Origin of the sequence: Streptomyces sp. NPDC015125 (genome assembly GCF_043080045.1) — a bacterium.
In the GTDB taxonomy this organism is placed as follows: Bacteria; Actinomycetota; Actinomycetes; order Streptomycetales; family Streptomycetaceae; genus Streptomyces.
The window spans coordinates 172,093-196,646 of sequence record NZ_JBIBVF010000003.1 but is presented as its reverse complement, the minus strand read 5'-3'; the positions used below and the strand labels follow the sequence as shown (position 1 = coordinate 196,646).

Annotated in this window: 26 protein-coding genes and 1 pseudogene; 15 read left to right on the top strand and 12 right to left on the bottom strand. The window is 71.8% G+C overall.

From position 1 onward, the window contains the following. Nucleotides 1-197: 197 nt before the first annotated feature. Nucleotides 198-971, bottom strand: a complete 774-nt coding sequence (locus ACF088_RS10765; protein ID WP_392375260.1) for a GntR family transcriptional regulator — start codon at nt 969-971, stop codon at nt 198-200. A gap of 310 nt (nt 972-1,281) precedes the next feature. Beyond that, complete coding sequence (locus ACF088_RS10760) at nt 1,282-2,442, bottom strand: ROK family transcriptional regulator (RefSeq protein WP_392375258.1); 1,161 nt, start codon at nt 2,440-2,442, stop codon at nt 1,282-1,284. Between the two features lie 56 nt (nt 2,443-2,498). Here ACF088_RS10760 and ACF088_RS10755 point away from each other — a divergent pair, with 56 nt between their 5' ends. Both ACF088_RS10755 and ACF088_RS10750 read left to right on the top strand, forming a co-directional pair. Beyond that, nucleotides 2,499-3,620, top strand: coding sequence for a Gfo/Idh/MocA family oxidoreductase (locus ACF088_RS10755; RefSeq protein WP_392375256.1), 1,122 nt, complete (start codon nt 2,499-2,501; stop codon nt 3,618-3,620). Continuing rightward, entirely contained in the window at nt 3,617-4,138 is a 522-nt protein-coding gene (locus ACF088_RS10750; RefSeq protein WP_392375254.1) for a heme-degrading domain-containing protein, read from the top strand. The genes ACF088_RS10755 and ACF088_RS10750 overlap by 4 nt, the downstream gene beginning before the upstream one ends. 318 nt (nt 4,139-4,456) lie before the next feature. Here the strand turns inward: ACF088_RS10750 and ACF088_RS10745 are convergent, their stop codons facing one another. Beyond that, the gene (locus ACF088_RS10745) at nt 4,457-4,810 is read right to left on the bottom strand and encodes a hypothetical protein (RefSeq protein WP_392375252.1); all 354 of its coding nucleotides are present in this window, start codon (nt 4,808-4,810) and stop codon (nt 4,457-4,459) included. Nucleotides 4,811-4,826: 16 nt separating this feature from the next. Further along, nucleotides 4,827-5,549: a transcriptional regulator gene (locus ACF088_RS10740; protein WP_392375583.1), complete on the bottom strand. Its 723-nt coding sequence runs from the start codon at nt 5,547-5,549 to the stop codon at nt 4,827-4,829. A gap of 60 nt (nt 5,550-5,609) precedes the next feature. Here ACF088_RS10740 and ACF088_RS10735 point away from each other — a divergent pair, with 60 nt between their 5' ends. Beyond that, entirely contained in the window at nt 5,610-5,918 is a 309-nt protein-coding gene (locus ACF088_RS10735) for a hypothetical protein (protein ID WP_392375595.1), read from the top strand. 33 nt (nt 5,919-5,951) lie between these two features. Here the strand turns inward: ACF088_RS10735 and ACF088_RS10730 are convergent. Next, nucleotides 5,952-6,080, bottom strand: a pseudogene (locus ACF088_RS10730) (helix-turn-helix domain-containing protein); the annotation flags it as partial. Between the two features lie 228 nt (nt 6,081-6,308). On the opposite strand from ACF088_RS10730, the gene ACF088_RS10725 reads away from it, so the two are divergent. The 6 genes from ACF088_RS10725 (at nt 6,309) to ACF088_RS10700 (ending at nt 9,669) form a co-directional block, all read left to right on the top strand. Further along, a complete protein-coding gene (locus ACF088_RS10725; RefSeq protein ID WP_392375250.1) occupies nt 6,309-6,476 on the top strand; it encodes a hypothetical protein in 168 nt (55 codons plus the stop codon). Continuing rightward, nucleotides 6,473-6,679 (top strand): hypothetical protein, encoded by a 207-nt coding sequence (locus ACF088_RS10720; RefSeq protein WP_392375248.1) that lies wholly within the window; start codon nt 6,473-6,475, stop codon nt 6,677-6,679. Before ACF088_RS10725 ends, ACF088_RS10720 begins: the two co-directional genes overlap by 4 nt. Nucleotides 6,680-6,907: 228 nt before the next feature. Next, nucleotides 6,908-7,168 carry a putative ATP-grasp-modified RiPP gene (gene tgmA / locus ACF088_RS10715; protein ID WP_392375246.1) on the top strand — a complete coding sequence of 87 codons (261 nt, stop codon included), beginning with the start codon at nt 6,908-6,910 and terminating at the stop codon, nt 7,166-7,168. A 5-nt stretch (nt 7,169-7,173) separates the two neighbouring features. After that, nucleotides 7,174-8,133: an ATP-grasp ribosomal peptide maturase gene (tgmB, locus tag ACF088_RS10710; protein WP_392375244.1), complete on the top strand. Its 960-nt coding sequence runs from the start codon at nt 7,174-7,176 to the stop codon at nt 8,131-8,133. Next, nucleotides 8,130-9,293 carry an ATP-grasp peptide maturase system methyltransferase gene (gene tgmC, locus ACF088_RS10705; RefSeq protein ID WP_392375242.1) on the top strand — a complete coding sequence of 388 codons (1,164 nt, stop codon included), beginning with the start codon at nt 8,130-8,132 and terminating at the stop codon, nt 9,291-9,293. The genes tgmB and tgmC overlap by 4 nt, the downstream gene beginning before the upstream one ends. A gap of 214 nt (nt 9,294-9,507) precedes the next feature. Further along, entirely contained in the window at nt 9,508-9,669 is a 162-nt protein-coding gene (locus ACF088_RS10700) for a hypothetical protein (protein WP_392375240.1), read from the top strand. Here the strand turns inward: ACF088_RS10700 and ACF088_RS10695 are convergent. The 3 genes from ACF088_RS10695 to ACF088_RS10685 all read right to left on the bottom strand — a co-directional run bounded on the left by ACF088_RS10695 (nt 9,656) and on the right by ACF088_RS10685 (nt 12,124). Further along, nucleotides 9,656-10,513 carry a fumarylacetoacetate hydrolase family protein gene (locus ACF088_RS10695; protein ID WP_392375238.1) on the bottom strand — a complete coding sequence of 286 codons (858 nt, stop codon included), beginning with the start codon at nt 10,511-10,513 and terminating at the stop codon, nt 9,656-9,658. The two genes, ACF088_RS10700 and ACF088_RS10695, sit on opposite strands and share 14 nt — an antisense overlap. A 138-nt stretch (nt 10,514-10,651) precedes the next feature. Next, a complete protein-coding gene (locus tag ACF088_RS10690) occupies nt 10,652-11,674 on the bottom strand; it encodes a YidC/Oxa1 family membrane protein insertase (protein ID WP_392375236.1) in 1,023 nt (340 codons plus the stop codon). A gap of 144 nt (nt 11,675-11,818) precedes the next feature. Then, a complete protein-coding gene (locus ACF088_RS10685) occupies nt 11,819-12,124 on the bottom strand; it encodes a DUF6412 domain-containing protein (RefSeq protein ID WP_392375234.1) in 306 nt (101 codons plus the stop codon). 163 nt (nt 12,125-12,287) lie between these two features. On the opposite strand from ACF088_RS10685, the gene ACF088_RS10680 reads away from it, so the two are divergent. From ACF088_RS10680 to ACF088_RS10670, 3 genes are all read left to right on the top strand, one after another. Beyond that, complete coding sequence (locus tag ACF088_RS10680) at nt 12,288-14,195, top strand: AMP-dependent synthetase/ligase (protein ID WP_392375232.1); 1,908 nt, start codon at nt 12,288-12,290, stop codon at nt 14,193-14,195. Between the two features lie 213 nt (nt 14,196-14,408). Then, a complete protein-coding gene (locus ACF088_RS10675) occupies nt 14,409-15,056 on the top strand; it encodes a DUF4142 domain-containing protein (RefSeq protein WP_392375230.1) in 648 nt (215 codons plus the stop codon). A gap of 148 nt (nt 15,057-15,204) precedes the next feature. Next, a complete protein-coding gene (locus ACF088_RS10670; protein WP_392375582.1) occupies nt 15,205-16,689 on the top strand; it encodes a DUF1996 domain-containing protein in 1,485 nt (494 codons plus the stop codon). A 372-nt stretch (nt 16,690-17,061) separates the two neighbouring features. Here ACF088_RS10670 and ACF088_RS10665 read toward each other — a convergent pair whose 3' ends face one another. Beyond that, nucleotides 17,062-17,874 (bottom strand): PucR family transcriptional regulator, encoded by an 813-nt coding sequence (locus ACF088_RS10665; protein ID WP_392375228.1) that lies wholly within the window; start codon nt 17,872-17,874, stop codon nt 17,062-17,064. A 565-nt stretch (nt 17,875-18,439) separates the two neighbouring features. Here ACF088_RS10665 and ACF088_RS10660 point away from each other — a divergent pair. From ACF088_RS10660 to ACF088_RS10650, 3 genes are all read left to right on the top strand, one after another. After that, entirely contained in the window at nt 18,440-19,189 is a 750-nt protein-coding gene (locus ACF088_RS10660) for a hypothetical protein (RefSeq protein WP_392375226.1), read from the top strand. Continuing rightward, nucleotides 19,186-20,739: an NADH-ubiquinone oxidoreductase-F iron-sulfur binding region domain-containing protein gene (locus ACF088_RS10655; protein WP_392375224.1), complete on the top strand. Its 1,554-nt coding sequence runs from the start codon at nt 19,186-19,188 to the stop codon at nt 20,737-20,739. Before ACF088_RS10660 ends, ACF088_RS10655 begins: the two co-directional genes overlap by 4 nt. Before the next feature lie 211 nt (nt 20,740-20,950). Continuing rightward, nucleotides 20,951-21,910 (top strand): SCO0930 family lipoprotein, encoded by a 960-nt coding sequence (locus tag ACF088_RS10650; RefSeq protein ID WP_392375222.1) that lies wholly within the window; start codon nt 20,951-20,953, stop codon nt 21,908-21,910. Here the strand turns inward: ACF088_RS10650 and ACF088_RS10645 are convergent. From ACF088_RS10645 to ACF088_RS10635, 3 genes are read right to left on the bottom strand one after another with little or no spacing between them, the layout of a single operon-like run. Beyond that, nucleotides 21,894-23,468 carry a sodium:solute symporter gene (locus tag ACF088_RS10645; RefSeq protein WP_392375220.1) on the bottom strand — a complete coding sequence of 525 codons (1,575 nt, stop codon included), beginning with the start codon at nt 23,466-23,468 and terminating at the stop codon, nt 21,894-21,896. The two genes, ACF088_RS10650 and ACF088_RS10645, sit on opposite strands and share 17 nt — an antisense overlap. Continuing rightward, nucleotides 23,465-23,698: a DUF3311 domain-containing protein gene (locus ACF088_RS10640; protein WP_392375218.1), complete on the bottom strand. Its 234-nt coding sequence runs from the start codon at nt 23,696-23,698 to the stop codon at nt 23,465-23,467. Before ACF088_RS10640 ends, ACF088_RS10645 begins: the two co-directional genes overlap by 4 nt. A gap of 32 nt (nt 23,699-23,730) precedes the next feature. Continuing rightward, nucleotides 23,731-24,519, bottom strand: coding sequence for a class E sortase (locus ACF088_RS10635; RefSeq protein WP_392375216.1), 789 nt, complete (start codon nt 24,517-24,519; stop codon nt 23,731-23,733). Nucleotides 24,520-24,554 lie beyond the last annotated feature (35 nt).

Sequence of the window (24,554 nt, the reverse complement as noted above, 5' to 3'; positions counted from 1 at the left end):
CCAGACGGTCGCGGCGGTGGGTGACCCGGCGGGGGCGTACCGGCGACGCGACGGTGAACAGGGTCCCAAAGTTGGCCTAGACCCGTTATCTTCTCGTGACCTTTGGGGGGTCGGGCTTCAGGTTCGAGCCCAGCCCCCGCCCCGGGCTCGGCTCCTCGGCCGGCGGCCGGCGGCCGGCGGCCGGCCCCTCCCGCCCCTCAGTCCGACGTGGCCGGCTTCCCCAAGTGGGCGGTGAAGGAGAACCGGTCCCCCCGGTAGAGCGAGCGCACCCGCTCCAGCGGGCGGCCCCGGGTGTCCCGCGAAAGCCGGTGGATCAGCAGCATCGGCAGTGCGCCCGGCGTGCCGATCAGCAGCGCCTCGCGCGGAGTGGCGAGGACGGTCTCCAGCCGCTCGTCCGCGTCGCCGAAGCCGATGCCCAGCCGCTGGTGGAGATAGCCGTAAAAGGACGAGTCCGGTGCGAAATCGGTGGCCAGGTCCGGCACCCGCTCGACGGCGACATAGGTGCTCTCCAGCCCGACCCGCTCGTCGTCGGCGAGCAGCACCCGTTCCATGTGCCATACGGCATCGCCCACTTCGAGCCCCAGGTCGGCGGCAAGCTGCGGCGGGCACGGGAACCGGTCCAGGCTGACGAGATGCCGGCCCGGCTTGCGACCCTGGCTGCGTACGCCCTCCGTATAGCTCGCGAGCGACAGCGACTGCTCCATCTTGGGGCCCGCGACGACCGTGCCCCGCCCCAGCCGTCGCAGCCGCCCCTCCAGGATCAGCTCACGCAGTGCCTGGCGCAGGGTCTCGCGGGAGACCTCGAAGCGCAGCGCCAGCTCGCGCTCGGTGGGCAATACCTCGCCCTCGCCCAACTCCTCCAGCAGCGCGGCGATGTCGACCTTGGCCGCGTAGTACTTGGGAATGCGTCCGTGCTCGGGGACGCCGGACCGGATGGGTGCGCCAGGATCCTGGCCGTACGGGAACTCCACGCGGTGATCCTCGCACTACGGGCGCGGGCGGTACGCGGACGGTGCACGGACGGCACGCGGGCGGTACGCGGACGGTGCACGGCGACCAGGGCCGCGAGGTACCCAAGAGGGTCCGCCCGGCTCAGGACGTGCGCCCGGCCCAGGAGCCACGTCGGCCCGGGAGGCACGTCGGCTCAGGAGGCACGCCCGGCCCAGGAGGCACGTCAGCCCGGGAGGCACGTCGGCTCAGGAGCACGCCCGGCCCATGAGGCGCCTCAGCCCAGGAGCCACATCGGCCCAGGAGGCACGTCGGCCCGGGAGGCACGTCGGCTCAGGAGGCGCGCCCGGCCGCCAGGCCGGACTGCCGCCCCCCGAACAGTGGCGCCAGCACCAGTTCCGCCGCGCCGTCCGCGACCACCCGTGCACCGCCGCGGGCGAGCGCCACCGGCACCGTCCCCCCGGCCCCGGCCCCGCCCCGTGTGCGCGCCTGCTCGGCGAGTGCCTCGGTCACGCCCCCGAGGAACGCGTCGGGGTGATCCAGTACGGTGCGCCCGCCGAGCAGCACCCGGTCGATGTCCAGCAGCTCGACGAGGTTGGCGGCGCCCACGCCCAACGCCCGTGCCGCGCCCGGCAGATCGCCGCGGGCCACCGCCGCCAGGCACAGCGCCTCGATACAGCCGCGCCGTCCGCAGCTGCAGCGCGGACCGTCCCACTGCACGATCTGGTGGCCGAATTCACCGGCGCCGGTGCGCGGACCGCGGTAGAGGCTGCCGCCCAGCACGAGCCCGGCGCCGAGGCCGGTGCCCAGGTGGAGGTATCCGAACGAGCCCGCGCCCGCCGGTATCCCCTGGGCAAGGCCGAGTGCCGCCGCGTTGGTGTCCTTGTCGAGGACGACGGGCAGGCCGAGGCGTCCGGCGAGCGCGTCCCGCAAGGGGAAGCCGTCCCACCGGGGCGCGCCGGTGACCCGGTGCAGGACGCCGGTGGTGTGGTCCAGCGGGCCGGGGCAGGCCACTCCGGCGCCCAGTACCGGCGGCCCGCCGGCCTGCGCACGCAGCGCGGCGACCTCCCGTTCGGCGGTGGCGAGCACGTGCTCGGCGCCCGCCTCGAAGGCGAGCGGGGCGCGGCGTACGCCGACCGCTTCGCCCGCGAGGTCGGCGAGTACGGCGGTGAGCTCATCGCGGTCCAGCTGCAGTCCGACGGCGTGCCGGGAGCCGGGGACCAGCCGCAGGACGGTGGCGGGCTTACCGCCCGTGGAGGCGCGGCGGCCCGCCTCGGCGACCAGGCCGTCGGCCCGCAGCCGGGCGGTGATCTTGCTGACGGCCTGCGGGGTCAGCCCGGTGCGGCCGGCGAGCTCCCGCCGGCTGACGCCCTCCTCGCCGGCCGCGCGCAGCAGCCCGAGCACCAGTGCGGCATTGTGGCCGCGCAGGGCGGGGAGATTGGCACCCGGAGGGCCGGCGGCGGAGCCGTCAGGGGAGAGGTCGTTGCTGGTCACCCACCCATTGTCCGCATCGCTTGCACTTTGGCAACAGCGTTGCTTAAGTGGGAGCCATGAGCGAGAAGAGCGACTCCACCGGCACCGCTGCCCCCCACGACCCGCTCCGCGTCGGCCTCATCGGTTACGGCCTGGCGGGCTCGGTCTTCCACGCCCCGCTGATCGCGGCCACCGAGGGCCTGCAGCTCGACACCGTCTCGACCGCCAACCCGGAGCGGCAGGCGCAGGCCCGCGCCGAGCATCCCGGGGTCCGTACGGTCGACACCCCCGAGGCCGTGCTCGCCCGCGCCGCGGACCTCGATCTGATCGTGCTGGCGACGCCGAACAAGACGCATGTGCCGCTCGCCACCGCCGCCCTGGAGGCCGGTCTGCCGGTGGTGGTCGACAAGCCGCTGGCCGCGACCGCCGCCGAGGCCGAGAAGCTCGGGGCGCTCGCCGAGGACCGCGGCCTGCTGCTCTCCGTCTTCCAGAACCGCCGCTGGGACAACGACTTCCGCACCGCCCGCAAGCTGATCGAGCAGGGCGAACTCGGCGACATCTACCGCTTCGAGTCCCGCTTCGAGCGCTGGCGGCCGCAGCCCAAGGGCGGCTGGCGCGAGTCCGGCGACCCGGCGGAGATCGGCGGACTGCTCTACGACCTCGGCAGCCACCTCGTCGACCAGGCACTGGTCCTCTTCGGCCCGGCCGTCGCCGTCTACGCCGAGTCCGTGGTCCGCCGCCCGGGCGCGGAGGCCGACGACGACTCCTTCCTCGCCCTCACCCACGCGAACGGCGTCCGCTCCCACCTGTGGATGAGCGCCACCGCGGCCATGCTGGGCCCGCGCTTGCGGGTGCTGGGCAGCCGGGCGGGCTATGTGAAGCACGGCCTGGACCCGCAGGAGGCCGCGCTGCGCGAGGGCCGCCGGCCCGGTGACGAGGAGGGCGGATGGGGCGTGGAGCCGGAGTCCCGCTGGGGCCGGCTCGGTGCCGGGTCCTCCCCGCAGAGCGGCGGCGGCGAACGGGTACCGACGCTGCCGGGCGACTACCCCGCGTACTACGCCGCGATCGCACGGGCACTGCGCGAGGGCGGCCGGCCGCCGGTGACCGCCACCGAGGCCGCGGCCGCGCTGCGCGTCCTGGAGGCCGCGAAGCTCTCCGCCGCCGAAGGCCGTACGGTCCACATCGAGGCGCGCGCATGAGCGCGGCCGGTCCGGACCGAGGCACACCCGCGAGCGCGGCCGGCCCGCGGGCGGCGAACGACGAGATCCGCGAACTGGCGGCGCAGGAAGACCGGCTGGTCCTCGACGCCTTCAGCAACGAGGACGCCTGGCAACTGGGCTCGCTGCTGGTGGAGTTGGCGCGGGAGCGCGGCGCCGCGGTGACGGTCGGGATCCGGCGCGGCGCCCAGCAACTGTTCCACTGCGCCCTGGCGGGCACCTCCGCCGACAACGACGCCTGGATCGCCCGCAAGTCCGCCGTCGTCGACCGCTACGGCGAGTCCTCCTACCTGGTCGGCGCCCGCTTCCGCGCCAAGGGCCGCACCTTCGAGGACTCCTCCCGCCTCGACCCGGACCGCTATGCCGCCCACGGCGGAGCGTTCCCGGTCCGGCTGCGCGGCACGGGCGTGGTCGGCGTGGTCGCGGTGTCGGGACTGCCGCAGGCCGACGACCATGCGCTGGTGGTGGAGGGACTGGAGCGGTTTCTGGCGGCGGGCTGAGTGCCCGCTTTTGGTTCCGCGAGTGCCGCCGGTTCACCGAGACGGCCGGCGGGGGTGCCGAGGATATGCGCGAACTGACTGCGGATGCGGCCGGCGCCGGACGGCACCCGGCGACTGCACGCCGGGGAGAGTCTCCACATCGCTATGACCTGCACGAACGTGCTGGGAGGCCGCTTGCGGGGCTACCTTGATGGCTACACGTAGGCCCTTGATGGCTACACGTAGGCCCTTGATGGCTACACGTAGGCCCTTGATGGCTACGTAGGCCCACGCCCCCGCCCGGGACGGTCCGGACGGGGACTTTGTCGTCCTCAGTGTTCAGACGGTCTGCTCGATGCGCTCGAAGATGTCCGCATCCGTCTCCTGCTGCCAGGCCGGAAGGTCGGCCCAGTCGGCGACGTATCCGGGCTTCGGGTCTTCGAAGTGCTTGAACATCTGCGCGGTCCAGCAGATCGCGACGAAGCGGCCCTTCTGCTGGCGGGTAAGCCGTGTGGCGTGTCCTTCGCTGACCTTGATGAAGTCGCGAACCTGTCCGTACACGGCCGCGGCGGCTTCGCGCTCCCACTCGGGCGTCTCGTCCCACGGCGTGACGTAGCCGGGCTTCGGTTCACCCGGGTAGTGGTTGGTCACACCGGCGATCCATGCCTCGCGGAAGATCCGACCGTCACTCATGCACGTGTCCCTCTCGTCATGCGGTACGCAAAAGCGCCGCGATTCGGTGATCAAGGTTCGAGACTCGGCTATCGGACAGGAGCGGGACAAGACGTCCTCGGAGTCCGTCCAGCTTCTTACCGATGAAGCCCGAGTTCGACTGGCCGGCCAGGCCGATCGCAGCCTCGGCGCAGTGCACGACTTGGTCGATGTCGCGCCGGTGGACTCCGAGGACGGCAAGGTCGCTCAGTACGGCGGCGCGGCGGCGGAGCGACAGAGGCTGGGCGAGGGCTGCGGTGAGAGCATCTTCCGCGAGGTCGGGGCGGCCGAGCTGGAGGTAGCAGGCTCCTCGCTCCTCGGGGAGACGGGAGCCGTCGAAGCGGAGCCAGCCGCCGTTGTGGGAGCGGCCGCCGAGGAAGTGCACCTTCTCAGCTTCGTCGAGGGCCCTGGTGCACGCGTCGAAGTCGCCCACGGCCGCGTACGCCTGGGCCTGGACGGCGGCGACCCAGTGGCGCGTGGACAGGGCACTTTCGCCCCGTCGGGCAATCCGGGAAGCCATCGCCAGCAGAGGCTGGGCAGCGGGCGCGCGGCGGGCGTACAGCTCGACGTAGGCGTGTCGGGTCATGGCGCAGGCCCAGAGGTCATGGTCACCACCGGCATGGGCCGCTTGGGCGGCCAGTGTGTAGCACTGGGCGGCGTCGGTGTAGCGGTTGGCGTCGAAGAAGAGTTCACCGGCGAGCTGATAGATGTCAGCCGCCATCGTGCACAGTCTGACCCTCTCCGCTGCGGTGTGCGCCTCGGCCAGGCCCTTCGTCGGGGCATGGAGCTGCTTGCGGACCGCCGGGAGGACGGTCCGTTTGGAGTCCGAGAGGGCGTAGACCTGCCAAAGGCTGCGGTGCAGGTCATCCCCTGTTTCCAGGAGAGCTGCCGCCGCATGTCCTCGGGATGCATCATCCGAACCGGGCAGGGTGACCAGCGCACCCGTGACGGCGAGCAGGCCCAGGACATCGCGGCGCTTCATATCGTCATCATCACCGTGGAGAAGGAGGGGAAGGGCAGAGGGCACGGCAGTTTCGGCCGGCTGTTCTTCGAAGAGAAGCCCTTCCAGCTCAGAGAGGGTGACTCCTAGCAGGCCGGCAATCTTGGGCCGTTGGTGAGGCTGTGGGGTAGCCCGGCCGCTCTCCCAACGGATCACGGTGGACGTGGCCACCGCGAGTGCTTCGGCGAACTCCTCCTGAGAGTAGCCCCGCGAGGCCCGCCGATCGGCAAAACGCCTACGCCTTAATGCCATTGGTCTCCCTCACGAAGAGCACACTCCCAGCTCGTGCCACCCGATGCCCGGAAAACGCCTGGGAGATGTGCGGGGTCCGCTCTGGGAGAAGGTAACGGATTGTCGTTCACTGGTCACACGCCGCTCGGAATTGGAAGGACCCTCCGGCGGCTCCCTCGATGCAGCGAACCGCACCCTGCCCTGTCCGAAGCCCGACCGATTGCTGCCCCATCCGAGAGGAGCGACCACATGACGACCTCCGAACTGCCCCGCAGGAACCCCGATGCCAGCGGCCGTACATACACGCCGCCGGATCCCCCGCAGGGCGCACCGAGCCGGGCTCTGCGGAAGCGGGCGGCCATCGGCTGGGAGAAGTTCATGCGACGCAGCGAGACCCGGCAGGAGACGAAGACGTGAACCCGGTCGTGCCCGACGGCTACGAGCAGCACCCGCTCCTGAACACGAACGTCCGCGATGTCGCCTCGCGCGGGGAGGGTCTTCTTGTCGCCGTCACGCACGAGCTCCACAGCCACGGCACGGTCCGGCTCGCGCACATCCGGCCCGAGAACGGCGTCGAGTGGACGACCGCGGCCGACAACATCCAGGCCGCGCGTCTCTGAGGCGGTGTCCGCTGATCGCCGTCCGCACCGTACCGGCGCGGGCAGAGAACAGTGCCGAAACCCTCCCCTCCCCCAGCCCGGGGGGCCAGGAGGAGAACAGTCAGATCTGCCCGCGTAGAGGCAGACGTTCGAGCCCCGCTCACCGCTATCAGGCCCTTGCCTGCGGGGACGTCCCGCGTCTGGGTGAGCGGTTTCCTGTACCACTCCACTCTCAACCCAAGGAGTCCCATGACCGCCGCCGTCGTACTCCCCGCCCCCACGCGGCCGTGGGGCGCGGGCCGCCTCGCGCCCTACCCGACCCTGATCCGCCGCCCCCACACCACGGTCACCATCGACCCCACGACGCAGCTCGGGGTGTTCCGTGACCGCGCCGGCCAGGTGGTCGAGATGGGCAAGCACGGCACCAGCTCCGGCACCGAGACCTCCACGACGACGAACTCGGACTCTCGGAACGACCAGGGCCACGACCAGGACAGCAACCAGGACTGATGACCATGACCGAGAAGAGGCCGGTCCTGGTGGCCACCGAGGCGGACGACATCACCGCCGACATGGTGATCACCGAACTCAACCGGCGCGAAGTGCCGGTGGTCCGGTTCAATCCCGTCGACATCGGCGAGGACCTCACGGTCTCGGCTCGGTTTGGCACCTGCCCGGCCCCCGTGGCCGGGCAGGTACGCACCCCGTCGAGGACCGCCGACCTGGCCCACGTCCGATCGGTGTACTGGCGCCGCCCGGAGTGGCCGTCGTTCCCCCATCTGGCCCCGAACGATTCCCGGTTTGCGACGGCGCAGGTCCGCTACGGACTCGGGGGCATCCTCTACGCCTTCGACAGCCCGCTCTGGGCCAACCACCCGTTGCGCATCGCCGCGGCCGACTACAAACCCGCCCAGCTCTCGCTCGCCCAGCAGCTCGGCTTCACCGTCCCGCCCACCCTCGTCACCAACGACCCTGTCGAGGCATGCCAGTTCATCCGCACGCAGGGGGACGCGATCTTCAAGACGCTGCGGTGGACCCCGTACACACGTGAGGGCGTGCCGGTGACCGGTTGGGCCGACCCTGTCACCGCCGACGAGATCGACGACAGTGTTCGTGTCACCCCCCACCTATTCCAGGCGAGGGTGGACAAGGTCGCCGACCTCCGAGTCCTGATCGTGGGCCGGCACACGTTCGCCGTGCGCATCGACTCCGAACTGCTCGACTGGCGCAAGGACTACAGCGCACTGACCTACACCGTCGAGCACCTCCCCGACCGGGTGGACAAGGCCCTGCACGCCTACCTGGACCACTTGGAGCTGGTATCGGGAAGCTTCGACCTCGCGGTGGACCGGGCAGGGGACTACTGGTGGTTGGAGCTGAACCCCAACGGTCAATGGGGGTGGCTGGAGACGGAGACCGGCCTCCCGATGTCCGCGGCCTTCGCCGACCTACTCATGCAAGGAGACAACCGATGACCGACTCCAGGGCCGAGCGGTGCCGCATGGCCGCCCTGCTCGCGAGCAAGGGCGCCCTGACGTCCCTGTGGCTGCGCGGGGCCGTTGAGAGCGTGGCGCGCGAGCAGTTCCTCCACCCCGGAGTCTTCCTCGACGAGGGGCGGACCTGGCGGCCCGTCACCGCCCTCGGCACCGACCCCAACGAGTGGCTGCAGATCGCCTATCGCGTCGACACCCTCACCACCCAGCTCGACGGCCACCTCACCGCCGACCAGGCCGGCGAGCCCATCGCGGGCGTGCCGACCTCCTCCTCGACCGACCCGACCACCGTCGTCAGCATGATCGAGGCCCTGAACCTCAAGCCGGAACACCGCGTCCTGGAGATCGGCACGGGCACCGGCTACTCGACGGCCCTGATGTGCCACTACCTCGGCGAGGACAACGTCACCACGGTCGAGGTCGACCCACAGGTGGCAGCGCGCGCAGATGCCGCCCTGGAAACCGTCGGCTACTCGACGTGGACCGTGACGGGTGACGGGCTTCTCGGCCATCCGCACCGGTCTCCGTACGACCGGGTCATCGCCACCTGCGCCGTCCGCCGAATCCCGTACACATGGGTCCGGCAGACGAAGCCTGGTGGCATCATCCTCAGCACAGTCGGCTCCTGGCCCTGGGGAACCGGCCTCGCCAGGGTCACCGTCGGCGATGACGGTACGGCCGAGGGCGCGATCATCGGACGCTCCTCCTTCATGCAGGCGCGGGCCCAGGCGGTGACGCCCTTGGCCGGTGACCTCTCCGCCCGGACCGCCCACGTGGACAGCGAGCGGGCCACACGGGTATCCCCTCTGGCCCTGGAAGAATGGATGCCCGCGTTCCTCGCGCAGCTCGCCGCGCCCAGTGCGCAGTTCGTCCGCGCCGCCCGCGACGACGGGGCACAGTTGCGATACCTCTTCGATCCCGAGCGGGAGTCGTTCGCCGAGTTCCTCGCCGACGGCGAGACCTGGACCGTCCGCCAGGGCGGCCCCGTGGCCCTCTGGGACGAGATCGAGCGCGCCCTCATCGCCTGGCAGGTCGACGGCAGTCCAGCTATCGAGGCTGTGCGGCTTCGCGTCACCAACAGATCACACCTGTACTGGATCGATGGCAGCCCGCCCCTGCGCTGGGAGCACCGGCTTATCTGAACCGCCGCCTCCGAGGAAGTCGCTCCCCCGCCCGTAGGAAGCACGATGGACGACGAACCACTGTCGCGGTGGCCGAGCGCCACGATGCGGAAATCGGACAGCTCCGCGCCGTTCCGCTCGGCGGCGGCCAGGGCCCGCGGGGGTCACAGCTGCCCCCTGAAAAGCACCCCGGGCGATCCACCGATGGAACGGACACCTGTGGGAGCCTTACGGCTTGGCGGCGAACCTCGCAGAGGCCGGACGCATCCTGTTCCCAGACACCAAGGTCACCTCGGGCTCGGGCCCGCGCCGAAACGCGGCCCGCAGCCCGGCGTGTGGCCCGGCGTGTGGCCCGGCGTGTGGTCAAGGCCCCCGCGGGACGTTCAGGCGTCCTTGAGTTCCTGGCGCTGGCGGCCCAGGCCGTCGATCTCCAGTTCCACGACGTCACCGGCCCGCAGGTACGGCTTGGGGTCCGGACGGCCCATGGCGACGCCGGCCGGGGTGCCGGTGTTGATGATGTCGCCGGGGTGGAGGGTCATGAACCGGCTGACGTAGCGGACGACTTCGGCCACCGGGAAGATCTGTTCGGCGGTGGTGCCGTCCTGTTTCAGGTCGCCGTTGACCCACAGCCGCAGGCCGAGGGCCTGCGGGTCGGGGACCTCGTCGGCGGTCACCAGCCACGGGCCCAGGGGGTTGAACGTCTCGCAGTTCTTGCCCTTGTCCCACTGCCCGCCGCGCTCGATCTGGAAGGCGCGCTCGGAGACATCGTGCGCCACGGCGTAGCCGGCCACCGCCGCCAGCGCCTGCTCGTCGCTCGCCAGGTAGCGGGCCCGGCGGCCGATGACGACCGCCAGCTCCACCTCCCAGTCGGTCTTCACACTGCCCCGCGGGACCAGCACGGTGTCCTCGGGGCCGACGACCGTGTCCGGGGCCTTCATGAAGAGGATCGGTTCCTCGGGGGGCGCGGCCCCCGTCTCCCGGGCGTGGTCGTGGTAGTTCAGCCCGATGCACACGATCTTGCCGATCCGGGCCAGCGGCGGACCGGTGCGCAGCCCGGCCGCATCGAGCGGTGGCAGCTCCCCGGATGCGGCGGCGCCGCGCAGGCGCGCCAGTGTTCCGTCGTCTCCGAGCAGTGCACCGTCGATGTCCGGCACCAGGCCGGACAGGTCCCGCAGAACCCCGGTCCCGTCGAGCAGCGCCGGGCGTTCGGCCCCCACCGTTCCGACACGCATCAGCTTCATCGGTTCCACTCCCGTGGTCGAAGGGTCGGCCCGGGAAAGGGAATTCCGGGCCGGCCGATGGGGACGGCCATCGAGCGATTTGGCCGATCGTCCAAGAACGGGGTCCGGTCCGCAAGACCCCGTTCACGGACTGGACCGTTACCGGGTGGTAGTGGCGACCTCCCCGGGAGCCCCGCCGGTCTGCGGCTTCGGCCCGTCGGCCGGGCGGGTCCCGGCCTGGGAGTTGGCCCTCGCCCGGGCCGCCCGCTGCCGGGCCGCGCGGCTCTTCGGCGCGCCCTTGCGGTCCAAACGCTGCGGCGCCGGACGCTGCTGCGCGGCCCGGGTGCCCGACGCACCGTCAGCCGGGGCGGGCGCCTGCTCCTCGGACGGGACGACGGCCTTCGCCCCGGTACGGGCCGGCTTGCCGTCGGCCGGGACCGCCGCGGTGGCCGCGTCCCCCTCGCCGCGCTCCCGGTCCCGGTGCAGCAGCGCCCGCTCGCAGGCCGTCCAGATCGTCGTCGTGACCGTGTAGAGCCCGGCGGCCAGCGGCACCACGGCCACCGTGATCAGCATGCCGAAGGACAGCAGCGGCATCACCTTGGCCATGGAGGCCATCCCGGGCAGTGCCGTGCTGCCGCCCGCGGCCGGCTGCGGGGCCTTGGCCATCGTGGCCCTCGCCCGCCGGAAGTTCCAGGTGGCGACCGCCGCGATCAGCGCGAACAGCACGAGGTAGACCCGCCCGTGCGGCCCGAAGGCCCCGCCGTCCGCCAGCGCCTCGCTCCAGTGACCGCCGAGCGGCGCCCCCAGCAGCGTGTGGTCCAGGAGGCCGCCGCCCCCGGTGGAGAACAGGTGGTACATCACGAAGAAGACCGGCAGCTGCAGCAGGCTGGGCAGACAGCCGGCCAGGGGCGAGGAGCCGGTCTTGGCGTACAGCTCGGACGTCGCCTTCTGCAGCCGCTCGGGGTTGCCCTTGTGCTTGCGCTGCAGTGCGGCGAGCTGTGGGGCGAGCGCCGAGCGGGCCTTCTCGCCGCGGGCCGCGGCGCGGGCGAGGGGGTGCAGCGCGGCGCGGACGCCGAGGGTGAACAACACGATGGTGGCGGCCATGGCCGCGGTGCCGAAGAGCGGGGCGATCGCCTCGGCGCCGTGCGCCAGCGCGTCGCCGAGAAAGCCGAACATGGACATGGGTGAGCCCTCCACGGGTCTCGTCGTGCCGGAGTGGGGATTCGGCGTGACGAGCCGCGCGGACGCGGAATGCGGTGCGGTGACCGGACCGGATGCGCTGCGGTGAGCAGACCGGATGCGGTGCGGTGAGCGGACCGGGCGCGCCTACGCGGCCGTCGGGAGGGGACGGCCCGGTGCTCGGGGGCGCGGGCGGCCGGCCGCGTCGGGATCACGTTGTGGCAGGAAGGCCGTACGCCGCTCGCGGTCGCGCAGGGCCGTACGGATCCGGCCCGGTGGCAGCGGCCGGGCGCAGGCCGCGATCAGGAAGGCGCGGCACAGGAGCAGCAGCGCGCCGGTGGTCGCGGCGGCGGTCAGGGCGGTGGTGAGCCCGGTCTGCGTGAGCAGGAATCCGGCCAGGACGACGAGGAGCGCCGAGGTGTACAGGCGCCAGGCATCGAGGATGCGGTACATCCGGCGCCCTCCCCGGGTTGTCCGGTCGTCAAGACTTATCGGCTTCCGCTCAAGAGTAGCCACAGAGCTGGGCAGCCGGGAGGCCGGCCGATAACTTGCCCCCCTGCCGCCGTCGGGACGGCGGCAGGACCAGGGGGCCAAGGGGGAACACCTAGGAGGTGCTGTGCGCGACATCAGCGTTCCGGCCGTGGCGGCTCGACTGCGGACCGGCGGTCTCGCCGACTCCGTCTTCGACACCGCCACCCACCAGCCGGATTTCGCTCAGCTCGCCCGCCGCGACGCCAGAGCGCCCGGCGGCTGGCAGGAGGTGTCCGCGGCGGAATTCCGGGACGAGGTCATGGCCCTGGCCAGGGGGCTGCTGGCGGACGGCGTACGGCCCGGCACCCGGGTCGCGCTGATGTCCCGTACGCGCTACGAGTGGACGCTGTTCACCTATGCGCTGTGGGCGATCGGCGGACAGCTCGTGCCGGTCTATCCGACCGCATCGGCCGAGCAGCTGCGCTGCATCCTCGTCGGGGCGAAGGTCACCGCGATCGTCGTCGAGAACGAGGCACAGGCCATGACCGTGGCCGAGGCCTGCAACGAGCAGGCCACGCTGCGCCAGCTGTGGCAGCTGGACCTGGACTGCGTCCGGCGGCTGACGGAGGAGGGCACCCGGCTGCCCGAGGCGGATGTGCACCGGCTGCGCCACCTGGTCTCCCCGGACGGGATCGCGGCGATCGTGTACACCTCGGGAACCACCGGGCGCCCGCGCGGCTGTGTGATCACCCACGCCAATCTCGCCGCCGAGTGCGACACCCTCTACGCGGGCTGGGGCGGGCTGCTGGCCGCGCCCGGCGAACGCCCCTCGCTGCTGGCCTTTCTGCCGTTCGCGCAGATCTACGGGCTGATGGTGCAGGTGGCGTGTCTGCGCGGCGGGGTGAAGCTCGCCCATCAGCCCGATGCGTCGTCGGAGGAACTGCTGCCGGCCCTCGCCTCGTTCCGTCCGACCTTTCTGTTCGCGGTGCCGTACGTCTTCGAGAAGATCTGCACCCGCGCCCGGCTGGCCGCGGAAGCGGCGGGCCGGCGGCGGACGTTCGACGCGGCGATGACGGTGGCGGTGCGCTACGCGGAGGCGCTCGCCGAGGAGGCGCGGGGCACCGGGCGCGGGCCCGACCCGTTCCTGCGGGCCCGGCACGCGCTCTACGACCGGCTGGTGTACTCCCGCATCCGGGAGACGCTGGGCGGCCGGGTGCACACCGCGGTCTCCGGCGGTTCACCGCTCCTGCGTGAACTGGGGCTGCTCTTCGCCGGGATGGGCATCACCGTCTATGACGGCTACGGCCTGACGGAGACCAGCGGCGCGATCACCGTACAGCCGCCCGGCAAGGTGCGGTTCGGCACGGTGGGCCGGCCGCTGCCGGGCAGCGCGGTGCATCTGGCGCTGGACGGCGAGGTGTGGGTGCGCGGTCCGGTGGTGTTCGCCGGCTATCTCGACGACGACGGCACTCCGGGCAGCGGAGGCAGCGGACTCTACGACGGCTGGCTGCCGACCGGCGACCTCGGGCATCTGGACGAGGACGGCTATCTCGCCATCACCGGCCGCAAGAAGGACATCCTCATCACCAGCAACGGCAAGAGCGTGGCACCGCAAGGCCTGGAGCAGCGGCTGTGCTCCCATCCGCTGGTCTCACAGGCCGTGGTGGTCGGCGACAACCGGCCCTACGTCACCGCGCTGCTCACGCTGGACCCCGAGGCGCTGGCGCACTGGCGCAAGCTGCGTGACGAGCCCGGCGCCGACAGCACGGCACCGACGCCGGAGGAACAGCTGCAGGCGGAGGTGCGGCGGGCGGTGGCGCGCGCGAACGCGTCGGTGTCACGGGCCGAGTCGATCCGCGCCTTCCGGGTGCTGCCGGGCGAGTTCAGCCAGGAGTCCGGGCTGATGACGCCGTCGCTCAAGCTGCGCCGGGCGGCGATCGTACGGACGTATGCGGCGGAGATCGACGCCCTGTACGCGGAGGGCAAGCGCGAGGAGCCCGGAACGCGGCGGGACCGCCGCCGCTGGGCGGCGGCGGGGCTGTACGCGCGCTGAGCGCACAGCTCGCACCGCGTTGGACGGGCCCGGCCGGGCATACGAAATCCGACGCACGTCACCCGTTTACCCGGCCGGGCCCGCACGCGGCACCGTAGCAGTGCCGCGGCGGACCCGGCCGTTATTTGTCCAGGGGTGAGGACCCGGGCCCGCCGACCCGGTACGGCACTTAGCGTCCGGTGGGATTCCAGTAGTGACGAACCGGGAGGCCGTGTGCGGTCGATCCTCAGCAATTCCGCAACATCGGGGCGGACCATCGCCACCGGACTGGTGGTAGCCGCGCTCGTGGCCACGCTCGCGGCGCTGCTGCTGCCCGTCCAGCTCTTCGGCGAGTCCGCGGCCGCGGCGACCACCACCCTCACGTACGACGACGACGGCGGCGGCACGGTCAACACCCGCTACGGTCCGCTCACCGCGATGGACCGGGACTTCGTACGCAAGGTCAAGCTGGCCGGACTGTGGGAGCTGCCCTCGGGCCGGATGGCGCAGCAGCGCGGGACGACCGCCGCCGTCCGCACGGCCGGCAACCATCTCGTGGTGGGACACACCGAGTTGGACCGGCGGTCGAACGAGGCCGGGCGGGCACTGGGCGTCGACCTGCCCACCGAGCCCAACGCCGCCCAGCAGGGCTGGCTCGGGCAGCTCACCAACGCCCAGGGCAAGGACTTCGACCCGCTGTTCGCGGAGCTGCTGCGCCGGGCCCACGGCAAGGTCTTCGGGCTGGTGGCCCTGGTCCGTGACCAGACCACGAACACGATGGTGCGCGCCCTGGCGGACCGCGCCAACGCCGTGGTGCTGGACCACATCACGGCGCTGGAGCACACCGGCAGGGTCGACTTCCACACCCTGCACACCAGCTGACCGAGCGCAGCTGCCGCTTTGAGCGGATGCGCCCCACCACGACCCTCTGTGAACCGAAACAGGACGACACCCCTCACATCGGACGAAGCGAAGTGATCTCATGAGGCAACGGCAACAGGCCCATAAACGCTCGCGTTTGACGAACAGAATGCTCATCGGCGCGACCGCCCTCCTGCTGGGCGGCGGCGGGCTGGCCGCCTACGCCACCACGGCGCTGGCGGGCAACAGCACCTCCTCCGGCACGGCGTCCGGCCATCAGCACACCGCGTCCGGCATCACCATCTCCTGCCCCGATGTGGGCGAACGGCTGCGGACCGTCCCGCGCAGCGCCCAGCTCCCGGTCTCCAAGGGGCTGTCCGCCCTCGACAAGCAGGTGCACGACGCGTACCACAAGATGATGGGCGGCAGCGGTACCGCCGTCATGGCCCCGCTCAAGGCGCAGCGGGAGAAGACCATCAAGATGATGGTCACCGCGATCGCCAAGAACACCAAGCGGCCGGGCTATCTGATCAAGATGAGCGGCTGTACCACCAAGCCCGTGGACGAGGGCGCCGGCGCGGGCGGCAACGACTCCACCAAGTCCGTGCAGGACGGCTGGTACCAGGGGCAGACCCAGAACCAGACCCAGGGGCAGGACCAGGGGCAGGGCGGCCAGATACCGGGCCAGGACCAGCAAGGCCAGGGCCAGGGCCAGGACCAGCAAGGGCAGGGCCAGCAGGGCCAGAACGGCGGCCAGCAGGGCCAGGCCGGCGGCCCCTCCCCCGACGACTTCGTCGACATCACCAGCGTCCAGCCGAACGCGGACGCCCCGCCGTTCGCCGCCCCCAAGGGAGGCAACGCCTCGACGGGCACCTTCACCACCGAGTGCGGGCGCAACGAGGACGGCCACTTCAACTCCGACAACGTCATCGTGACCCCGGGCGTCAGCAACGGCGCCCACCACACCCACGACTACGTCGGCAACAAGGCCACCGACGCCTTCGCCGACGACAACAAGCTCGCCGCCTCCGACACCACCTGCAACAACGGCGACCAGTCCACCCACTACTGGCCCGTGCTGCGCAAGCTGGACGGCAACGCGGAGCAGAAGCCGGGCGCCGCGCAGGACGCCAACGTCGGCACGACCCTGACCCCGGCCACGGTGACCCTGAAGTTCCGTGGCAGCCAGGTCGGCCAGGTCGAGGCGATGCCCCGCTTCATGAAGATCATCACCGGCGATGCCAAGGCGTTCACCAACGGCACCAAGAACGCCAACGCCTCCTGGAGCTGCACCGGCTTCGAGGACCGGCAGCTGAAGGACAAGTACCCGCTGTGCCCGCAGGGCTCCCAGGTGGTGCGGACCTTCGCCTTCCAGAACTGCTGGAACGGCCGGGACATCGACAGCGGCAACCACCGCGACCACGTGGCGTTCTCGGACCAGAACGGCGTCTGCCCCAACGGCTTCAAGGCGATCCCGCAGCTCACCCAGCGGATCACCTACGACGTTCCGCAGGGCCAGAGCTTCGCGGTGGACAGCTTCCCCGAGCAGCTGCACAAACCGGTGACCGACCACGGTGACTTCATCAACGTGATGCCGGACCAGCTGATGAGCAAGGCGGTCGACTGCATCAACGGCGGCCGCAACTGCACCTGAGGACCGGCCGGCCCCGGTGAGCCCTGAGCCCCTTGGGGGAGATCCCTCAAGGGGCTCGCTCACGGGTCCTTGGCCGGTGTGGCCGTTGGCCGTGATCCTTGGCCGTGGCCCTGACCCCGTGGCCCTGACCCCGTGGCCGTGCCCCCCGGGGCCCTGACCCCGAGGCGGTGACCCCGAGGCCGCCGCCCGTGGCCCGTGGCCCGTGGCCCGTGGCCCGTGGCCCGTGGCCCGTGGCAAAGCAGCGGCCCCGACCCGGATGTCCCGGGGGTCGGGGCCGCTGCTCTGCGCCGGGTGGCCGTCGCTGTACCGGAGGGCTCTCGCCGTACCGGCCGGCCGTCAGCTCAAGGGGCGCGGTGGTTCAACCGTCGGTCCTCAAAGACCGTTGACGCGGGCCTCACGGGCCATGCCCAGCGGGCGTATGGACGAGGCGACGGTCCGTGCGCGGCGGCCGGCCCGTGCGCGATAGCTGCGGACATGCGCCATCAGGCGGCGGCTGCGCAGCGCCATCTCCAGCTCGAAGCGGGTACGCGGGTCGCGCAGTACCGGGCCGAAGAGCTTCTCGATCTGACGCAGACGGTAACGGACCGTCTGGGGGTGCACATGCAGCAGTTTCGCCGCCTCGGGGGCACCGCCGCCCTCCAGCCATGCCAGCAGCGTGACTTCGAGCCGCTCGCTCTGCCGGGGCGTCAGCTCCTCCAGCGGGCCCAGCCAGCGGGAGGTCAGCGCGTCCGCCAGCGACTCGTCCTGGAGCAGCAGCAGCGCCGAGAGGTGGTCGTCGACGAACGCGGGCCGCGACTCGGGGCCGACCCGGCCCGGGGCCAGCGTCAGCAGATAACGGGCCCAACGCAGCGAGGACGCGGTGTCGGTGGCCGGTACGACGTGTCCCACCGCGGCCGGCCGCCCCTTGAGCGCCGCCTCCAGGCGGGCCCGGGTCTGGGTGGCCGGGTCGGGGACGAACAGACAGGTGTACCCGTCGACGGAGCCGATGAGGGCGTGTCCGAGCGCCGCGGCGAGCTGGGCGGCCTCGACGGGTGTGGCGAGGACGACGGCCTGGAGGGTGTCGGGGATGGGCCAGCCGGCCGCACGGGACAGCTCGGTCAACCCCTCGTCCGGAAGCTCCCGTTGTCCGGCGAGTACGTCGAACAGGTCCTGGCGGGCCCGGGCCACCGGCATCGGAGTCACCACGGACGGCACTGCCCGAGGTTTACTCTCCGACTCTTTTTGGTACCCAAGAACTGTCAGCAAGGCCTGTTCAAGTGCCCATTGTGCCTCTTCTACGGGAGTATCCCCGAGAAGTGCGGACAATGCGGGAAATCCGCGTTGCAACTCCGCGACCAACTTGTCGGCGAGATCCGGAAGTTCATTTCTGACTACCCGGTTCCACTCGCCTCGTGGACGCGACCAGATGCGGTTCAGGAGATCACACATCGCTACCTCGATCCTGGCGGGGATGCGGCTGTTACTGGGGATTGGCGCCCCCCGTGCGCCTGAGTCGGCATCATCCGGAGTCACCCCGCGGGACCGCGATGCCAGTGCAGGAATTTGTCACAGCGCGATAAACCTTACGAAAGCCTGAACGCGTTCGGAGATGCTTTTACACATCCGCATTACGGCCCTGTGTATCCGGCCGGTTACAGAATGTTCAGTGTTACCGGGGGTCACCCGAACAAAAGCCCCGGGCAAATTACGCCCCCGGGAGATTTCATCGAAATTCGCATCCCGCACCCGCGCCCTGACACCGGGAGGTCCGATGTCCGCACCGCGTATGCAGAGCCGCCGCGCCGCACACCGAGCCCGGCCTTCGCCTTTCGTGCCTCGCCCCCGGCGTCCCCCGAACGAACCCGGGCCGCCGGCCCGCCGACCGGCCGGCGGCTTCGCCGGAACCGCCGCGCTCCGCCCGGCGCTTCCGGCCGCTCTGCTGCTCTTCCTCGCCGTCATGCTGCGCTCCGGCGCGATGGACGGCCTGATGAACTTCCTCGACTTCGGCGCCGGGGTACTCGCGCTGGTCTCCCTGTCGGTCACCGTGCTGTGGGGCCTGGCCGCCACCGACCGGATGGTGCTGAAGTCCGGCCACCGGCTGCTCGCCCAGGCCGTGCACCGCGGCACCGGCGTCGCCGGCCTCGGCTTCCTCGGCCTGCACATCTGGGTCAAGGTCACCGAGGGCCACACCGATGCGACGGCCGCCGCGGTGCCCTTCACCGATGGCGCCCGCCCCGGCCTCATCGGCCTCGGCACCCTCGCCGCCTACGTGTTCATCGCCGTCGCGGTGACCGGCGCGGTGCGCGGCGCCTTCACCGGCATCACCGCCTCCCGGTGGTGGCGGGGGCTGCACATGGGCGCGTACGCCGCCTGGGGCCTGGCCCTGGTGCACGGCCTCAGGGCGGGCCGCCCCGCGGCCGGCTATGCCCTCGTCGGCTACGCCATCTGCCTCATCGCGGTGGCCGTACGACTCGCGCTGCGGATACGCGACTCACGCAGGAACTCAGGAGAACTCCCATGACCGCCCCCGCCCCCACCCGCCCGCTCCCGGCCGTCCCCGGCCCCCCGGAGCCCGTGCCGACGCTGGCGTCCTTCGGCCCGCCCCGCCTGCTGGCGGGGCTCGACGAGATGCCGCGCATGGGCCGGGTGGCGCATCTTTCCCGGCACGGCAGCCTGCCCCAGCTCAGCTCCACGGAGCTGGTGGCGCTGGCCGAGGACATCGACCTGCGCGGCCGGGGAGGTGCGGGCTTCCCCTTCGCCCGCAAGCTCACCGCCGTCATGGACGGGATGCGCAAGGCCGACGGCAAGGGCGCGGTGGTCGTCAACGGCAGTGAGGGCGAGCCCAGTTGTCTCAAGGACACCGCACTGCTGCTGCACGCCCCGCATCTGATGATCGACGGCGCGCTGCTGGCCGCCGACGCGCTGGGCGCCCAGGAGATCGCGATCGGCGTGACCCGCATGGACGTGCTGAAATCCGTGCAGAGCGCCATCGACGAACGCGGCCCGGTGCGGCCGACGTTACGGGTCACCCTGCTGACCGAACGGTTCGTCACCGGCGAGGGCTCCGCGATGACCAACGGGCTGGGCGGCGGCCCCGGCCTGCCCTCGGGCCGCAAGATCCGCTCCAGCGAGCGCGGGCTGAACGGTGTGCCGACGCTGCTGTCGAACACCGAGACCTACGCCCAGCTCGCCGTGGCCGCCCGGCTCGGTGCGCTCGGCTACCGCTCCGTGGGCCTGCCCACGGAGCCCGGCACGCTGCTGCTGACGGTCGCCGGCAGCCGGGTGGTGGAGGTGCCCTACGGCGTCTCGCTGGCCCGGGTGCTGGCGCTGTGCGGCATGGACCAGGGCCAGGGCGTGCTGATCGGCGGCTACCACGGCACCTTCGTGTCGCCCACCGACGCGCTCACCGCGTCGCTGTCGAAGGAGTCGCTGGCCGAGTACAACGCGGTGCTCGGTGCGGGAGCGGTGCTGCCGCTGCCCTACGACACCTGCCCAGCGGGCGAGACGGTACGCGTCGCGCAGTGGATGGGTGCCGAATCGGCCGGCCAGTGCGGCCCCTGCGCGCTGGGGCTGCCCGCGCTCGCCGAGCAGCTCGACCGCGCCGTACGGGGCGGCGGCGGTGCCGCCCTGGAAGCCGTACAGGCGCGGATGCGGGCGGTCGAGAAGCGCGGCGCCTGCAGCCATCCGGACGGCACCGCGCGCTTTGTCGCCTCGGCTCTCGCCGCCTTCCCCGAGGAGTTCGAGCGGCATGCGCAGGGGTTCGGATGCGGCCGCCCGGTGACCGGTGCGCTGCCGGTCACCGGGAGCCGGCCGCTGCCGTCCACCGTGCCCCAGCCGGCCCCCGCCCCCGCCCGGGTGGCCGCGCCGCCGCAGGAGAGGCTGCTGGTCGACTGGACGCTGTGCCGCGGCCACGGCCTGTGCGCGGATGTGGTGCCCGGCATCATCAAGCTGGGCCCGGACGGCTATCCGGAGAAGGCCAGCATGCCGCTGCCGGCCCGGATGCGGCGCCGTGCGCAGCTCGCGGTGCGCCGCTGCCCGGCACTCGCACTGCGGGTGCAGGGCGGCAGCTGAGCTGCGGGGGCGGGGCGTCAACCGGGGCGCGGGGCAAGGTTTTTGCCCGCGGAGAAAATTCTTCGGCTCCGTTGAACGCCCGGCACCCCGTAGCGCGTATTCCCCCGGCGACGGCACCCCGCCGGGCCCCCGGGCCGCATCGGCGCCCGGGCCACCGTCCCAGCCCTCACCTCAGCAAGCGACGGAATCACCAACCGACCAAGGAGACATCATGAGCACTCGACGTCGTGCGGGTCTCGCGGCCGCGGCGGTCGCCACCCTGGCCCTGACCGCCGCCTGCGGCAGCAGCGCCAACCAGAGCGCCGGCACCGCCACCACCGACAACGTCCAGCCCGCCGGCCAGGGCACCAGCGACTACGGCTACGGGTCCTCCGGCTCGGGCGACAACGGCTACGGCGGCCAGGCGGGCGGCGACAACGGCGGCAAGGCCCCGCAGTCCGCGCCCAGCGCCGGCACGCTGGCCCTGCACCAGGACACCGAACTCGGGCCGGTCGTCACCGACTCCAAGGGCATGACCCTCTACCGCTTCGACAAGGACACCGCGGACCCCTCCAAGTCCAACTGCTCCGGCTCCTGCGCCACCACCTGGCCGGTGGTCCCCGCCGACGGCGCCGCCGCCCCGGCCGGCATCGACAAGAGCAAGCTGGGCTCGGTCACCCGCGCCGACGGCACCAAGCAGCTCACCATCGGCGGCTGGCCCGCCTACCGCTACGCCAAGGACACCAAGCCCGGCGACACCAAGGGCCAGGGCGTGGGCGGCACCTGGAACGCGCTGGCCGCCGACGGCAAGAAGGCCGGCGCCCAAAAGCCCGGCGATGTCTCGGTGTTCAACCACCCCCAGCTCGGCTCGATCCTCGTCGACGGCATGGGCCGCACCCTGTACCGCTTCAACAAGGACAGCGCCTGGCCGATGAAGTTCGGCTGCAACGACGCCTGCCTGGACACCTGGAAGCCCGCCAAGCCGGCCGACCGCTCCAAGCTCAACGGCATCGCCCCCAAGCTCATCTCCACCGTCACCCGCCCCGACGGCACCCGCCAGCTGGCCGTCGACTGCTGGCCGGTCTACTGGTTCACCGGCGACAAGCAGCCCGGTGACATCAACGGCCAGGGCAAGATGGGCCTGTGGTTCGCGGTCTCCAAGGAGGGCAAGAAGATCACGACGACGCCGTAGGGCCGGCCGCCCCGTCCCGCGAGCGGGCACCGTCCCGGGGGAACTCGTCGTCCAGCGCCAGCACCTCGGTGTCCGGCCTCTCGTCTGCATCGCGCGGCCCCAGCCAGGTGACCCCCAGCGCCACCGCCACATTCACGGCGAGCGCGACGATCCCCGCATTCATCCCCCAGACCGGGTCGTGTCCCCCGAAGACCAGGACACAGACGAGCGCGAAGCCCGCCACCAGGCCGCTCACCGCGGCGCAGAGCGTCAGCCGCCGCCACACCAGCCCCAGCAGCAGCATCGGCACGAGCTGTGCCATGCCCTCGTACGAAATCAAGGACAGCCGGACGAGGGTGTCGGGGGCGGTGTAGGTCAGCAGCAGCGCCAGCGCTCCGGCCACCACCACGACCAGCTGCGACCACAGCTTCTGCCGCCCGCCCGCCGTCCGCCGCCGTCCTTCCCCGGAAGCCTCCCCGGCCCCGGTGTCCGGACGCCAGCGCGCCCCCAGCACGCTCCTCCCCCACATCGTGCCGATGACCAGCATGAACACGGCCATCGGCACGATGGAGGAGAGGGCGGCGGCCACCCCGGTCAGCCCCACGGCCCAGGCCGGAAGGGAGTCCACCACCAGCTTGAACAGCGCGAGATCGGAGTGCGCGCCCACCAGCCCGGGCACCACGAACAGCGCCGCCATACCCAGCAGCATCGGCACGAACAACAGCACGTTGTAGAAGGGGAGATAGAGGGCGTTACGGCGCAGCACATCGGCATTGCGGGCCCCCAGATAGCCCGCCACGGTCGTCGGGAAGATCACCACCGTGAGGGAGTTGACGACGGTGGTGGTGACGAACCAGACCGGGCCCAGGCCGCCCGGCTCATGGCCCGGGAAGGTCAGCCACTGCGGCTTCTCGGCGACGATCCGGTGCAGGAAGGGCCCGTAGCCGCCGAAGTAGTGCAGCGGCACATAGACCGCGAGGAAGCCGAGGGTGGCGATGACGAGGAGGTCCTTGAGCACCGACACCCAGGCGCTGCCGCGCAGCCCGCTGATCACGACGAAGCCGGTGGTGACGGCGAAGGCTATGAAATAGGCCCAGTTGAGGCTGATGGCGCCATAGGAAATGGTGGAGACGACCACCCCCATGCCGGTGATCTGCAGCTGGATGTACGGCAGCAGGCAGACGGTGGCCAGGACGGCGACGGCGGCGCCGAGCCAGGGCGCCCGGTAGCGGTGCGCGACCATGTCGGTGATGCCGACCAGGTGGTGGCGGCGGGCGTAGGCCCACAGCATCGGCCCGACGACGTACCCGAGCGCATAGCCGCAGGACATGTAGGCCAGGACGTAGAGCACCGGGGCACCGAATTTGTAGCCCCAGCCGGCCGCGCCGAGGTAGCTGAAGCTCGTATAGCTCTCGCCCGCCATCAGCACCCAGATGAAGACGGTCCCCAGGCTCCGGCCGCCCACCGACCACTCCGTCAGCCCCCCGCCGGAGCCGCGGCCGCGCACCGCGAGCAGGCCGAGGGCGACGGTGAGCACCATGAAACCGCCGAAGACCGCGGTGGACACCGTGGCGTTCATCCCCGGCCCCGCTTGCGGTCGCCGCGCCGCGCCAGCCCTACCGACAGCGGAGTCGCCAGCGTCGCCACCAGCATCCAGAAGAACAGGAACGGCAGGCCGAGCACCGTCGGTGTCACCCGGTTCACCAGCGGCAGCACCGCCAGGAACAGCACATACGGCAGCAGCAGCCACAGCAGCGCGGGGCGCCTTCTCGAACCCGGGGATCGCCCGCCGGAGGTCTCGTTTCGCACGGGGGTTGAGCCTAGGCGACCCACACCCGCCCTCACCGGGACTGTGTCGACCGCAACACGCCCCAGACCACCAGCCGGTAGGTGGAGGTGTACTCCGGCGTACAGGTCGTCAGGGTCAGATAGGCGCCGGGCGCCGTGAAGCGGTAGGCGGGGTGCACGCTGCTGTACGGGACGGTGGCGAGGACCGTGCCGTCGGCGGGGGTGGTCCGCTGCAGGGCGCGCCGGACCACGTAGGTGTAGTGGGCCTCGGCGGTGTCGAGGAGGACGGTGTCGCCGGCCCGCAGCCGGTCGAGACGGCGGAACGGCTCGCCGTGGGTGTTGCGGTGCCCGGCCAGTGCGACATTGCCGGCCTCGCCGGGCTGGGCGCTGTGCGGATAGTGGCCGACGTAGCCCTTGTTGAGGACCGCTGCCTTGCCGACGCCCTGGGCGACGGGGGCGGTGAGGCCGATCCGCGGGATGCGCAGGACGGCGTACGCCAGGTTCCGGGGCGGCGCCGGGGGCCGGCCGGCGCTGCGGCGGGCGGGTGTGCCGGACGGCGGGCCGCCGGGCCCGGTCCGGGCCGCCGCCCCCTCGTCGCCACCGGGCGCCCGGGGCGCGGCGGTTGACGGCGGCCGGGCGTCCCACTGCCGCTCCAGCCGGTCCACCTGGTCGTGCGCCGCGTGCTGCGCCTGACGGTTCGTCCACCACAGCTGGTGGACGACGAACAGCAGGAGTACGGCGCCGAGCGTCACGGCCAGCTCGGCACCCGTCCACAGCGCCCGCGCGGCACGGGAGCGACGGGTGCGCCGCCCCTGTACGACTACCGGTATCCGCTCCCGCACGCGGGCACCGTAAGCCCTGCGGGCCGAAGCCACCA

Coding starts and splice junctions, on each gene's coding strand:
- tgmB (WP_392375244.1), top strand. CDS start 7,174: ATGACCGAGAAGAGGCCGGTCCTGGTGGCCACCGAGGCGGACGACATC.
- ACF088_RS10645 (WP_392375220.1), bottom strand. CDS start 23,468: ATGAACGCCACGGTGTCCACCGCGGTCTTCGGCGGTTTCATGGTGCTC.
- ACF088_RS10750 (WP_392375254.1), top strand. CDS start 3,617: ATGAGCGCGGCCGGTCCGGACCGAGGCACACCCGCGAGCGCGGCCGGC.
- ACF088_RS10655 (WP_392375224.1), top strand. CDS start 19,186: ATGACCGCCCCCGCCCCCACCCGCCCGCTCCCGGCCGTCCCCGGCCCC.
- ACF088_RS10745 (WP_392375252.1), bottom strand. CDS start 4,810: ATGAGTGACGGTCGGATCTTCCGCGAGGCATGGATCGCCGGTGTGACC.
- ACF088_RS10685 (WP_392375234.1), bottom strand. CDS start 12,124: ATGTACCGCATCCTCGATGCCTGGCGCCTGTACACCTCGGCGCTCCTC.
- ACF088_RS10755 (WP_392375256.1), top strand. CDS start 2,499: ATGAGCGAGAAGAGCGACTCCACCGGCACCGCTGCCCCCCACGACCCG.
- ACF088_RS10735 (WP_392375595.1), top strand. CDS start 5,610: ATGGAGCTGCTTGCGGACCGCCGGGAGGACGGTCCGTTTGGAGTCCGA.
- ACF088_RS10725 (WP_392375250.1), top strand. CDS start 6,309: ATGACGACCTCCGAACTGCCCCGCAGGAACCCCGATGCCAGCGGCCGT.
- ACF088_RS10695 (WP_392375238.1), bottom strand. CDS start 10,513: ATGAAGCTGATGCGTGTCGGAACGGTGGGGGCCGAACGCCCGGCGCTG.
- tgmC (WP_392375242.1), top strand. CDS start 8,130: ATGACCGACTCCAGGGCCGAGCGGTGCCGCATGGCCGCCCTGCTCGCG.
- ACF088_RS10660 (WP_392375226.1), top strand. CDS start 18,440: ATGTCCGCACCGCGTATGCAGAGCCGCCGCGCCGCACACCGAGCCCGG.
- ACF088_RS10690 (WP_392375236.1), bottom strand. CDS start 11,674: ATGTCCATGTTCGGCTTTCTCGGCGACGCGCTGGCGCACGGCGCCGAG.
- ACF088_RS10650 (WP_392375222.1), top strand. CDS start 20,951: ATGAGCACTCGACGTCGTGCGGGTCTCGCGGCCGCGGCGGTCGCCACC.
- ACF088_RS10670 (WP_392375582.1), top strand. CDS start 15,205: ATGCTCATCGGCGCGACCGCCCTCCTGCTGGGCGGCGGCGGGCTGGCC.
- tgmA (WP_392375246.1), top strand. CDS start 6,908: ATGACCGCCGCCGTCGTACTCCCCGCCCCCACGCGGCCGTGGGGCGCG.
- ACF088_RS10740 (WP_392375583.1), bottom strand. CDS start 5,549: ATGGCGGCTGACATCTATCAGCTCGCCGGTGAACTCTTCTTCGACGCC.